We start from the raw sequence: 13,269 nt of genomic DNA, 5'->3' as shown, positions 1-13,269 counted from the left end.
AATGTAAGGATACGACAGAGTCGAATGGTATTTATCCCGTCAAGATCCCTCAGTAATGACAAAGTTTCGATACGCTTACTGCCTGGTGAATATCGCGGAGGCACTGTGGTTGAGCTCATCAACCCACCCGCTTCCCGATGGAGCAGCAGTGCCAGTATTGATAACTATGGACAAAAAAGCACGGGTAGAAATGTATTAAGGGCTATGACGGTATATTCAAGCCCATTTGGCATGTCTGATTATATCAGCCTTAGTGGTTCAACAACCCTAGAGTCAAACCCTGAAATCTATAGCCGTTCGGTATCTGCTCTCTATTCTATCCCTTATGGATATTGGACCCTTAGCAGTTTTGGTTTTTATTCGGGTTACTCTACCGAAAACAAGAGTGTTAATAATACAGTGAACATCCACGGCTGGTCATCAATGCTTGGTATGCGTCTTGATAGAACCATAAATCGTGATGGTAACCAGATCAACACCATCAGTGGGCAGATCAATTACAAACAAGCTAAGAATTTCGTAGAAACTATTCAGTTTGATATCAACTCACAAGATCTTGCCGTTGTATCTCTTGACTATTCCCACTTAAGAATTCTATCGGCAGGCGTGATCAGTGCAGGCATCGGTATTGACAGAGGAACATCACTTTTCGGTGCAGAAACCCAAAGCGCGGCAGTCGATGAGATTTTTACCAAGGTGAGAGGCAATATCGCCACCTCCTATTATTTCAAGATACTTGAAGACACGTATCTCTATCGAAACCGTCTTGTGGGCCAATTCTCTCAAGATAAACTTCCCGGAGTGGAATGGATTGGTATCTCAGACAGTAGTGCCATACGTGGATTGGATATCAACAATTTATCATCAGCTGATGGTTGGTACTTACGTAATACTCTCTCTCGAGACTTTAATTTGACTGAGTGGATACTCACTCCGCGTCTTGGATTGGACTACGGCCAAGTCGATACAGGTATAGAAGAAAGTGGGTTCGATAAAGCAATTGGCGTCAGTCTTGGCCAACGCGTGACATACAAACAAGCAAGTTTTGATTTGGAGGTTAGTAAAGCTTGGATACTTAATTCACCGGAATACAAACAGGAAAGTGTATTGGTGCTTGCCCGTCTGGGGCTGAAGTTTTAGACCCGCATAACATCGCGGCTCTACATATGATTTACGAGGTCAATTTATGAAATCAAAGCAACCATTTAAACTTTCTTGTCAGGGTATACTTAAATACTCCATCACACTGGCGCTTTTTTCATTGCCAGTGAGCACGCCTACCTACAGCGCAATCGTAGAATCCGGGGACACGAATACAACCGTAAGCCATGTAGGCAATACGCCTGTGGTCAATATTGCAGCGCCTGATGGTAGTGGCATTTCCTACAATCAATACAATGAATACAATGTGACAGCAGCTGGTGCCGTATTAAACAACAACAACGCCGGTCAATTGCAGTCTCAGATACTGCAACAACTGATTGCCAGCAATCCACACCTGACCCAAGATGCTGCATCCACGATATTGAACGAAGTCATTTCATCGAACCCTTCTTTACTCGAGGGCTATCAAGAGATCCTTGGAAAACAAGCTGACCTAATTCTCGCCAATCCATATGGTATCACTTGTGATGGCTGTGGATTTATCAATACCAATGCGGCCTCTTTGGTCGTAGGTAAAGTCGAATTTGCCGAGTCAGGATTACAATACAATACCTTCAAGAACCAAAACCGTCTTAGTATTCTAGAAGGCGGAATCCGCGGAGCAGAAACGCTAAATCTTATCGCACCTTCTGTTGATGCCAACGGCCCGATACAAGCGAATCAGCAAATAAGAACTGTTCTTGGCAATAATATTGGTGACCTTAAAACAGCGGCCGTGGAGCAAGTAGAGGAAAACAGTGCGAGTTCGGCTATCGACAGTTATTTACTTGGTGGCATGATATCGGGCCGTATCCATTTGGTGTCGACAAATATTGGCAGCGGCGTGAACATCTCAGGGAAAATTAGAGGCAATGAGAATGTTAATAACGACGTTATCGATCTTCAAGTTCAGGGTGACCTGAACTTAAAAGCGGCACAAGTTGGCGATCAAACCACGCAGAGAGTCAATCTAAGCGGTAAAAATGTGACAACTTCTGGCACAATCACTAGCCAAACCGAATCATTTGAAGACAGCGATAACAGAAGTGGTTTCTTACGCCAGGGTAAATATGGCTCAACCACCAACACCACTCAAACGTTAAACCGCAGCGAAATTACCGGCAAAAACATTCATGTTGGTGCTCGTGAAGGCGCCTATTTAAAAGCGACTAAAGTACAAGCAACAGAGGTTGCTGTAACAGGACAACATGTTGAGTTAACCAATCAAACCGTTACCAACACTCAAGAGCGGATAGACAATAACTGGTATCTCTCTTGGAGAAGTGACTACAAGCGCACAACCAGTCAAGAAACCTCGGTTGGGACTGACATCCAAGCAGCGAATGTCTCGGTTAAAGCAACCGCTAGCGATGTGCTCGTAAAAGGCAGTCAGATTAATGCCTCGCAAAACGCCAATCTTACTGCAGATAACGGCGACATCAAACTCGTTGGTTCAATTACCAAAAATAGTGTCGAAGAAACAGGTTATAAACGCAACGATGGTACTGAGCTTAGAACTGGTCATTGGGGCAGCAACAATGTCGTTGAGACTTCAAATGCAGCGACGATCACCGCTGGTAATAACGTAAATGTTAATGCAAACCGCAACGTGACAACACGTAATGCGCAAATATCAGCCTCTAGAGATGTCAATATTGCCGCTGGACAATCTGTTTCTATCGGCGTAGATAAGACCACCAATGTGGTTACTAATAGCGATCAACGAACTTACTGGGGTGGGATCGGAGGTGGCTCTGAAAGCAGCACAGACCAGAACAATCAAACAGCTAATGGTAGCAGGGTTGAAGCACAAAACGATCTTGAAATCCAAGGTAACAAACTGATCCTTAGCGGTTCAGAAGCTCTAGGTGGCAACGAAGCCAATGTTACCGCCCAAAAAGTGAAGATCGACGGCGCTGTGACGCAAAATACAACCAACAACAGCTCTCGTACTGGCACTGTATTTAACATCACCAAAGACAGCCAAAACATTCGAGGCACTCAAAACGCTATCAATTCGAGTGAACTAAGATCTCGTACTAACCTGACCGTTCGAGGACAAGACAGCGTAAGCATATCAGGCAGTAATGTCGCTGCTGATAAAAACTTAACGATTGCGTCAGAAGGTAACGTGGCTATCACAGGACAGTCTGCGAAAGGTACCACAACCACGGATACTACATCACTAAGACTAACCCCTTACGCGAAAGAAAAATCAGACAAGCAATATGCCGCCGGTATTAGACTTGAACATGAGTCCAGCACTCAAACAGTCACCACTGACGCCAATACCGCATCGTCTGTAAACGGTGGAAACGTCAACATTTCTTCAGGTAAAACAGCCACTGTTGCAGGTTCCACAGTAGCAGGAACCGACAAGGTCGCCATCAATGGTGAAAATGTCGATATTGTTAGCAGCTATGATAAGACTCAAGACGACACTCATACGACAAAAGTGGGCGCTGGTGTCTATTACACGGCTGGTATCGACAAACTGGGGAATGGCATTGAGGCCAGTGTTGATGATACCAATACTAAAATAACCACCTCTACTGCAAACACCTCAAGCATTAAGTCAGGCGGAAATATTAATATTCAAGCCAATAACACCCTGACCAATGAAGGTTCGGTATACAATGCCAATGGCGATGTGAACTTAGCCGCCAAACAAATTGATAATAAAGCGGCATTAGACACCAGAACTGAAACTACGGATGCGGTCAGCGTCGGTGTCGATGTAGGTGTCAATGTTGACTACAGCAGTGTAACTCGTCCTATTGAAGATGGAATAAAGCAGGTAGCCGAAGGTGGTATAAAAGCGGCCCCTGGAGCAATTGCTTCTACTGTTGGTGGCATAGACACTCCAAACGTTGGTGTGGACCTTGGTGTAGAGGTATCCAATGGCACCACAACGAAAACAACGACTCAATCGCAAGTCAGCTCAATAAGTGGCCAAAATATTAATGTAAACGCTGGCCAAAGTGCTAGTGATCAAGGCACTCAGTATAAAGCAACACAAGGTGTCAATATCACAGCGGATCAATACCAAAATATCGCCGCGACAAACTCAGAAATTACCACTAGTGATATAACTAAAGGTTCTGGAGACGTAAGAGCTTACACAGTTACTGGTTTTGATGGTGCAATTGATGCAAAAGCACAAGGTGGCAATACCAAAGAAACTCAATCGACTGAAAATGCAGTCGTCAGTAACATCCAAGCTGGTAATGGCGTTGCCATTGTGTCCAATAAAGATTTGAACCTAAATGGGACAGCCGTAGCCGCTGGAGCAGGTAAAGCGCAGCTCACGTCTCAATCTGGAAACGTCAACATTACCCAAGCGACAAACCGCTCATCACAAACTTCAACCGCTTACGGGGCTAATGCTGGTGTGAAAGTCGGCTTTACTCCAGAGAAAAGCAGTGCTGCGACTGGCGGTGTTACCCTTGGTGGTAGCGGCGGTGGTAACTACAAGTTCAGTGAGCAAACTGAGACTCAAGCAGTTACCTCAACCATTGCTGGCCAAAACGGTGTTGAAATCAACGCTGTGACAAAAGATGTAAACTTGCAAGGTACAAATTTAGTGGCCAGTCCATCTGGGGACATTTCCGTCACCGCTGGTAATAACGTCAACTTCAACCAAGCTGAAAATACCAAATCATCTACGACGAGAGAATATTCTGGCAATCTAGAGCTGAATCAATCGAGGGCAGATGGCGGCCAATCCAAAACACTGGGCGGCAAAATAGACGGGGTTTACGCAACCAATGACCAAAGCAGCAGTACAGGTCAAGCAGGCTCTATCACGGGTGCTAATAATGTTAACGTCAAAGCTGGCAATGATATTTACCTGCAAGGCACCCAAATTGGTAGCGCAGATAATCAAGTTGGTAATGTCGCACTTAATGCTGGTGGCGATGTCACCTTTGACGCGCAAACCTCAAGCGAAAAACAAAATGGTCTCGATATTCGAGGTGGAATTAATGCAAGCCTCGGCAATGTGAGTAACGATACAACGAATACTAAAAGCCGAGGAGCCGGCGCAAACCTTGACGTCAGCTATGTGGATGAAAACAAATCTGAACAGAAAGGCGGTGGCATTCAAAGCCGCGGCGATGTTTCTGTCAATGCACAAGGTGCAAAAGGCATAGAATTAACGGGGACCCAAGTAGCGGCTAGATCGACCACACTGACTGCAAACAATGGATCTGTGTTACTTCAATCTGCTCAAACTTCGGAGCAACGCAACAATTATGGCGGTAATATTGGACTCAATACCAACCGTACAACAGACCAAAATAAAGGTGGCAGCGTCGCAAACAGTGCAAATGGAGTGAATGCTGGTTTCAAAGCGGATGTAAAAGACAGTCTAACCAACGACAATGCCAAAATAGAAAGCCAACAAGTTTCGGTGTCTAGCAAAGGCAATGTCACCTTATCTGGGGCAAACATCACAGCTGATAACGTCGATGTTCAGTCTGAGCAAGGTGGTCTTGTGGTCGAAAGTCGCCAGGACAAGGATTTTGCTGTTAATGTTGAACTGGGTGCTGGAATAGAGAAAACGACTAAGCCTACAGAAAAAAGTAAGTTTGACAGCTTGAAAGACGGCATTAACGGTCTACCTGGTGGTGAAAAAACCAAACCATATAAAGATAAAGTCACTAAGTTTGCCGAAGATAAACGCCGTGATTTCGCTTGGTGGTACGATGGCAAAAAACAAGATATCAAAGATAGCTACAACAAAACGGCAGACAGAATCGATCAGGACCGAGAAAACAAGGCTCACAACGCACCATGGTGGGATAAAAAGGCTCAGGGTGTAGGCAAGAAAATTGATGAAAAAGCCAAAGGCATATTTGGGTCAAGAGAAGAAAAAATTGTCGATAGCACGGATAAAAAAGCAAACTTATCACTGCAAGTTACTGACAAGTTGAAGGTTGAACAACAATCGGGCATCTCTGCTACGCAGAATATCTCGGTTCAGTCAGCCCAAGCGACCCAACTTAAAGGGGCTAAACTTGAATCTCAAACTGGTACTGTTGATACTGGTTCTCAACCTGTAATCACAGAAGCAATTTCCGATAAAGATGTGTCTGTGAGAGCCGATCTCAACATCAGTAAAAAAGAACTTGCTAAGCAAGCGGTCAGCGATCTTATAGAGGGTCAAACGCCGCTTATTGGCGTAAAAGTTCAGTCCAGTACGTCAGAAGGTAGCGTGATTTCGCCTTCAACTGAAGAGACGTCAAATTAAACGATTAAGCGCACTGGAAACAGTGCGCTTTGTTTATTTTGAACAATTAACTTCAACCATTTGAATAACAATAACATTATTGACTAGCAATCTGGTTGGCAACTCGAATACCACTTCTCACCGCCCCTTCAAGGTACCCAACATAATCGATCGCCGTATGCTCTCCGGCAAAGTAAATTTTGCCCGCAGGCTCTAAAAAGGCATTCCAATGACGTGTCATCTGCTTAGGCCCATAAGCCACAAAGCCGCCCATTGCATAAGGATCGTTGTGCCAAGCATGAACGGAAGCATATTCAAAATACTCACTGGACCCTGGATACATGGCTTCCATCTGTTCAAGGCGGTTGTCAATTATCACTTTATCAGGCCAACTTTTTTGCTGGCGAGCAAAGTCACCTGAAGTAAATGCCACCAGCACTCCTCCTTGACCATTTTGACGCTCAGAGCCTTCCCAAACCCATCCAATAGGCAATTCAGAGATAACATCCCCACCTAAGCCTTGAGATAACCAAAAACGCTTGTTGTATTTCATCAAGACCTTGACATGGGAACCGTAGTTGATCTCTTGTGCCGCGGCTTGTTTAGCCTCAGGCAATACCGGCTCAAACTCAATTTTGTTTAATACTGGCAATGGAACCGTAACCACAACAACGTCTGCTTTAAACGCTTTACCGGCTGCCGTAACCACAACACCAGACTCATTTTGGCTTACTTTTGTCACCACATGGTTGAGCAACACAGGTCCTTTAATATGTTCGACAAACGCATTGGCAAAGTCACGCGTCCCTGACAAAAAACGCTTAACTTCAATGTCATCATCATCAACATCTTCATACACTTTTGCCTGATGAGATAACCAAAGTAGCGAGATATTTTTGGGCTCATCGTATTCTCCGCGTATTGCATGTTCCGCCAACGTTTGAGCAGAAGGTGTTAACTTTAAACTCTCAATCCATTCTTGGGCAGTCATTTCATCTAAACGCTTAGCATCAGGTGCCAAAGTCGGATTGGCCGCATCAGGAATGTTGTCAGCCAAATTATCGAAAGCAATATTAAAGCGCTCTAAATCATTTTTGACTTGTGGAGAATAGGCTTTCTCAAGATCACTATAACGAGTCAAGGTGTTATTCAGAAAGTAAGCCCCTTTTTCAACCTCATCACCATAGCCAACATCGACAATCTCTACGTCAAACATTTCTGCATAACGAAAGACCTCTGTGTGAATACTTTTGTCATCAAGTAGTTCTCCTCCCGTTTCTGCATGCTGACTCCCCATATCAATAGTCCCCATTCGGCCGCCAACACGATTTTTCGCTTCCAAGACCGTAACTTGATAACCCTTTCTCTCAAGCTCATAAGCTGTAGTTAACCCGGACAAGCCAGCCCCTACCACAATCGCTTGCTTCTCTTCAGTACTGATAGCTTGAAAAGACATTAGACAACAACTACTCACCACAATGAATTTCTTACATATAGATGAAATCATAAACACTACCTACTTAATGTATAAAGATTGCCGCATAGTATTTGTACAAGGGTGTTTATCAAACAATGACTGTTCAACTTGTGATCACATTGCGCTCATATTTAACAAAATCTGAGCGTATTTTGATTTCTCCGTATTCACATCGATAAAACAAAAATTAATCCTTTACCTAAACCTAACTTGAGGTTTTAAGCTTTGTTGTGTTGATAAAAAAAAGTCAAGGAGACAACCATGATCCAACTAGAACACGTAAATTTGGTGGTAAAAGACATTGCAGAAATGCTGACGTTCTATCAAGCGGCATTCCCTCATTGGTCTATTCGCGATAAGGGACAAGGGACCTGGTACGGAAAACCAAGAAACTGGGTACACTTTGGCGATGATTATCAATATCTAGCCATCAGTGATCATGGTGAAGGTGAAAATCGTGACTTATCTGGGCACCAAGTGGGACTCGCGCATTTTGCCTACGTCACCAATAATATCGATGCGGTGACTAACCGGCTGCTCAAGGCTGGCTACCCAATAGCAAAAGAAGGGGCCGAAGAACCTTATCGCAAAAATGTCTATTTTATTGACCCCGCAGGATTTGAAGTCGAGTTCGTTGAATATCTTAGTGATGAGCCTAAGCTGCGTAATTTGTCGAGCTAACGATTATCTGAGTGACAAGCAGCGCAGACGCTCTGCGCTGTATCAGGATAATAGCGTATTAACTCTAGCTCATCGATACAAGCGGAGGTTGAGGTTTGGGGCCTTCCACTTCAAAATAGCGCACCTTGCCCTCACGACGTAAGATATCCAAACGCCAGCATAAAAAGCTATCAGGAATCAGTCCTTTGTGCTCCCCCATCACTTCACCAATCACTTGAGCTACAGATTTTTTACCAAGCTGCTCGACTTTGGCGAATAAATGCTGATCCCAATAGGTTTCAGCATGCTGGACAAGCTTGTCATCATCATCAAGACCTCGATAACCCCTATCTAGCAAACGCCAATCAGCCCATAAACGAGCAAGCTCTGTCCGCTCAATCCCGCTAAGCTCTTTTGGCATAAGTGGCACCAGTTCCTTAGGTTCACACATAGCCACCGCATACTGACCTAAATGCTCACCCTTTACTTTGTGAGTAATATCAACCACAAATAAAGGCATAGTTGGCTCGGCATAATAGGTGAGCATCGCTAACATCAGCTTATCTTGAGCGGTATTGCCAACCCAAACCACAATAGGTATTTGCTCCTTTACGATCTCAAGGATACTACTCTGGTAAGTTAAACCTGACTCTGCGATTGCTTCATCATCCCCTTGCTCATACCACCATTGCGCTTGCCAAACCGTTTTCCACCAACTAAGACGCTGCTCAGTGCCAGCTTCAATTCCTTCCATAGGACCAAAACGCAAGTCATCAAAAAATGGATACACTTCATGGTGCTCTGAAGTCAGCTTGTTACGCTGCTTTAGCGCCCCCGCAGCGCTGTCTCCCCAACAGATATAGCGATATAACATTGTTTACCTCACAAACCATTTCAGATAGACAAAGAATAACAAAAGCAACAAATGATAAGTTATACGAATGACAAAACTTTAATTGACTAATCCCTACTCGCAATGGGTTGTATCGCCCTATTTTATCTTCTATGTTGGAGAATTACGTACTGGTGAACTTAACCTTAGGACATAAAATGGCATACTCACAAAAACTCAAAGCTGGTGATACCTTCCCCAATATCGAAGTACGAACACTGGATGGTAAGACGGTTACACTCGGTCAAACCGATGAAGGAAATTGGCAAGCGGTATTTGTTTATCGAGGCAAACACTGCCCTCTGTGTACTAAATACCTCAACGAAATTGAGACCTATAGAGAAGCTTTTTTAGATGCAGGTGTCGATATTATTGCGGTTTCAGCAGACTCTAAAGAGCAGCTAGAGCAGCAGCTATCAAGCCTAACGATAAGCTTCCCTATTGCTTATGGCCTTAACGATCATCAAATGAAAACACTGGGGCTGTATATTTCTCATCCTCGTTCAGAACAAGAAACAGACCATAATTTTGCAGAGCCGGGCCTGTTTGTTGTCAATGAACATGGAAAACTTCATGTCGTGGATATTTCCAACAACCCATTTGTCAGACCCGAGCTTGGCGCATTAACTCGCGGGATCGCTTGGATCAAAGATCCAGAAAATAATTACCCAATTCGCGGTGCCTTAGATTACTGAAAAACCATGCTGGATGACTCTACTGACTGGAGTCATCACTCAACTTATCTCTCTTTGTGTGTTTATAATCGTCAAGGCGCTGCGCTATATCATGTTGCTGTAAAGAGATTGAATCGAGCGCACTGGCGGTGGTTTTTATCGCCTCTGCCATTGATGACAGATTCTGAGTCACCTTTAGCAAAGAGGATTGCATTGGGCGTAAAATACACCAACCAATAGCAGCAATGATCAGCAAGACGGCAACACCTATGGCGCTGATGCTCAGTAACACTTTAAACTGCAAATCATCCAAAAAAATACGGCCTTGCGCAGCAATGGATTGCTGCGATTGTTGAAACGCGCTAGGAAGCGATTCCACCGACTGCTTCGACACATCGACAAGCTGATGAAGCCCCGTTATGGTTTGCTTTAGGGTGTGTTTTTCCTCTGGCGTTAAGTTGTCGCTACGGGCAATCTTATCAAGCGCATCACCAATGTGTTCAAGTGACTGATTGGTGTTGCCCAAAGCCTTCTCAATCCCATCCAGTTCTAAACTCATATTTACATTGATAAACGCATCAGCTTTGCCACCCTCAACCGGCTGCGCGGCCGCGAAGCAGCTTACGAGAGCAAAAATACAAGCCCATCTGTATTTCATCTTTGTTCCTTAAATCAATAAATAATGTGCTAGATAGAAGTCTGATAGTAAAACATAATCTTACAATCTAGTTAGTCTGAATGTTGGCTATAGGTAATTTCAGGAAACCTTGCGCTTATCTTATTTGCAAATGCCTGTGCACTCTCTTTACCCCAGTTGCGAGCAACGTAGTACTCTTGTCCATCATAAATCAGCTCAGGCTCACGCGAGACACGATACTTGTTGTATTTCTTGTTAGTTTCAGTGACCTCTGACTCTAATTTTAATAGTTGAAAAGCACAGGTATTATCAGCTCTTAAAAACTCAAACACTCTCTGATTGATTAAGTCTTTTTCATTTAGCAGTTGCACAGTGCAGTAGCCAATATCTGATTTACGAATCTGGGAGTAGACTAGCTCTTGATTGAAGGAAATGGAGTAACGGCTGGTATCTCTTCCACCAGAGCGAGAAGCACGTTCTTTTTGCCGCTTTTCACGAATCTTAACTTGATAATCTTCAACTTCTGGAATGGGTATTACAGACTGGACATCTAAAAGGAGCTTGCCCTCACTTTCATACGGATGCATTCGAACACAGCGTATAGACAGGCCGTAATCATTGAGCCACATAACTGTGGTGGTTAACTCTCGTGAAAACTCAGCAGAGGCAAGTACAATTTTAACTTCTTGAGCAAATTCATCTTCTTCTTTATCATCCCAGCCCAAAAATTCGAGTATCGATGCTTGCGCGTCTAAGCCAAGTTCGTTTTGTTTAATATAGTCAGCATAGATGTCTACTAGACGGTCAAAAGTAAGGGTTGAAACCATGGCTGCATATCGCACAGCTTGAAGTTCCATATGACCACCATCTTCGGTACGCTTTAGCTCGATAACCACAATGTTTGCTTGCTTATCAATACCCAGTAAGTCAATACGTCTGCGGCTTTCGTCCCACTCGCCAAACTCTTCGGCAACAACCAAGGTCTCTGGTGAAATAACCTCGATCTGATGTTTTAATAATCGCTGTAAGTCTTCCCGCTCTTTTAACCCCGACTGAGAAAAAGTGGTACGTGAGATAGTTTTTATTTCGTTATCTGTTACTTGGTAAATGGCCATCTTGCACTCCAAAATTCTGTATTACTCAGTTATCGTCGTACTGGTAATAAGGAGTAAACAAACGACTCGCGTTTATTTACTCCCAAGTCCTCAACGCTCTCAGTGAAAATTAAGCACTCTGACTTTCCGCCACCACAGCATTTGCATTTACTTTACGTATCACTCCAAATAGCTCGACAACAGTGCCTTCATCAAAGAAACCGTAAGCACTTTCACCGTGGTTATTAGTAAATGGAGGTTCGAAGAGTTGCGACATATCTAAAATGCCGTTATTGACTAGGTAGTCGATAACTTGGTCGACGAACTGAATTTGCTCAGCGTTATAAGCCTCTTCATCAAGGAAGCTACTGAATGCTTCTTTTGCTGCCTTCATATCTAAGCCGACAAGCTCACGGATAAACGTCCCTAAAGGCTTCTCTTGTAAGATTTTTTCGCGATAGGTTTCCACATCACTCATTCCGCTCGCCTCCAGTAACAAGCCTTCCAAAACATCCAAATCCGCTTGTGTAATGGCTTTATTACGCTTTAGCTTTTGGATTGTTAATTGGTCTTGGTGATCTTGAATATAGAGCTCTATCTTCTTGCGATACTGGGCTAAGTCGACACTTGGGTTCTTGTACACGCTGGTCACATTATGAACACCTTGAACTTCGTCTTCAAAATTGGTGTACACCATCTCTTTTTTCTCTTTGTCCAACGCAAACATGAGATTTCTCAATTTACGGCGCAGCGTTTCCAAGGTGGTTAAGTGGATATCTTGCCAAAACTCTTGAGTCTGTATGTCTTGAATCAGTTGCAGCTGCGCTTGTACTGCTGGAATGGTTGATTTGGCTTCTAACTGCTCGGCGAACTCGATTACTCGGCCTCGACTCATCTCAGAAATCATACCTTTTTCTAAAAGGTCTAATTGTATGGTCAGCACAAGGTTGTCAAAACGATGTGATAAATGGTTAAGCTGCTCATCGGCGTTAAAAGCCTCAGCTTCCGTAGGTAGCGCTGATATCTGGTTCTCTAGCTCGGTAAACTTGGCGTCATCAATATTGTCCCAATACTCACGCTCTAAAAACGGCTCAATCGCTCGACGCTTGGGTCTTACAATGAAATTATCGAGATTCATCTCGCTGACAATATGGTGCAACATATCCAGCTGGTAACAATTTAGCTCACAATAGCGCTCGCAGTCCTCTGGGTGCTGCTCTCGGAACTCTTGATTGTTCAACTTTTTGTTAAGCAAAGTGCTGAGTAAAACGCGCTTTTCAAATACCTGTTGAGTCACAGGTTTCGCCACACTCACGGGTAAGCCTTCAGGGTTGGCATCGAAATATTCAAAGTTTTGGCAATAGTCAAAAACCTTAAAGGTTGTCTTGTCATCATTTGGCTGTCATTACTGAGGGATCTTGACGGGATAAATACCATTCGACTCTGTCGTATCCTTACATTC

8 protein-coding genes and 1 pseudogene are annotated in these 13,269 nt (G+C 43.9%); 4 read left to right on the top strand and 5 right to left on the bottom strand.

The window, feature by feature from the left end; translation table 11 throughout:
* Together QQK21_RS09730 and QQK21_RS09725 are read left to right on the top strand one after the other, a co-directional pair.
* Positions 1-1,140 (top strand): ShlB/FhaC/HecB family hemolysin secretion/activation protein (locus QQK21_RS09730; protein ID WP_284191999.1); only part of this gene is annotated, 1,140 nt, incomplete at its 5' end.
* A 46-nt stretch (positions 1,141-1,186) separates the two neighbouring features.
* Positions 1,187-6,394, top strand: coding sequence for a hemagglutinin repeat-containing protein (locus QQK21_RS09725; protein ID WP_284191998.1), 5,208 nt, complete (start codon positions 1,187-1,189; stop codon positions 6,392-6,394).
* A 76-nt stretch (positions 6,395-6,470) separates the two neighbouring features.
* Here QQK21_RS09725 and QQK21_RS09720 read toward each other — a convergent pair whose 3' ends face one another.
* On the bottom strand, positions 6,471-7,880 hold the full coding sequence (locus QQK21_RS09720) for a flavin monoamine oxidase family protein (protein ID WP_284191997.1): 1,410 nt from the start codon (positions 7,878-7,880) through the stop codon (positions 6,471-6,473).
* 231 nt (positions 7,881-8,111) lie between these two features.
* On the opposite strand from QQK21_RS09720, the gene QQK21_RS09715 reads away from it, so the two are divergent.
* A complete protein-coding gene (locus tag QQK21_RS09715; protein ID WP_284191996.1) occupies positions 8,112-8,531 on the top strand; it encodes a VOC family protein in 420 nt (139 codons plus the stop codon).
* Positions 8,532-8,595: 64 nt separating this feature from the next.
* On the opposite strand, the gene QQK21_RS09710 is transcribed toward QQK21_RS09715, so the two are convergent.
* Positions 8,596-9,384 carry a DUF1835 domain-containing protein gene (locus QQK21_RS09710; protein WP_284191995.1) on the bottom strand — a complete coding sequence of 263 codons (789 nt, stop codon included), beginning with the start codon at positions 9,382-9,384 and terminating at the stop codon, positions 8,596-8,598.
* A 176-nt stretch (positions 9,385-9,560) separates the two neighbouring features.
* On the opposite strand from QQK21_RS09710, the gene QQK21_RS09705 reads away from it, so the two are divergent.
* Positions 9,561-10,097: a peroxiredoxin-like family protein gene (locus tag QQK21_RS09705; RefSeq protein ID WP_284191994.1), complete on the top strand. Its 537-nt coding sequence runs from the start codon at positions 9,561-9,563 to the stop codon at positions 10,095-10,097.
* Positions 10,098-10,116: 19 nt separating this feature from the next.
* On the opposite strand, the gene QQK21_RS09700 is transcribed toward QQK21_RS09705, so the two are convergent.
* The 3 genes and pseudogenes from QQK21_RS09700 to QQK21_RS09690 form a co-directional block, all read right to left on the bottom strand.
* Positions 10,117-10,734, bottom strand: coding sequence for a hypothetical protein (locus QQK21_RS09700; RefSeq protein ID WP_284191993.1), 618 nt, complete (start codon positions 10,732-10,734; stop codon positions 10,117-10,119).
* 71 nt (positions 10,735-10,805) lie between these two features.
* Positions 10,806-11,828, bottom strand: coding sequence for a PDDEXK family nuclease (locus tag QQK21_RS09695; RefSeq protein ID WP_284191992.1), 1,023 nt, complete (start codon positions 11,826-11,828; stop codon positions 10,806-10,808).
* Between the two features lie 109 nt (positions 11,829-11,937).
* Positions 11,938-13,206, bottom strand: a pseudogene (locus tag QQK21_RS09690) (type I restriction-modification enzyme R subunit C-terminal domain-containing protein); the annotation flags it as partial.
* Positions 13,207-13,269: the final 63 nt, after the last annotated feature.

It is taken from the genome of Vibrio zhanjiangensis (genome assembly GCF_030161235.1).
Classification (GTDB): Bacteria; Pseudomonadota; Gammaproteobacteria; order Enterobacterales; family Vibrionaceae; genus Vibrio; species Vibrio zhanjiangensis.
Note: the sequence above shows the minus strand (reverse complement) of the source record. Positions and strands in the feature narration are given on the sequence as shown.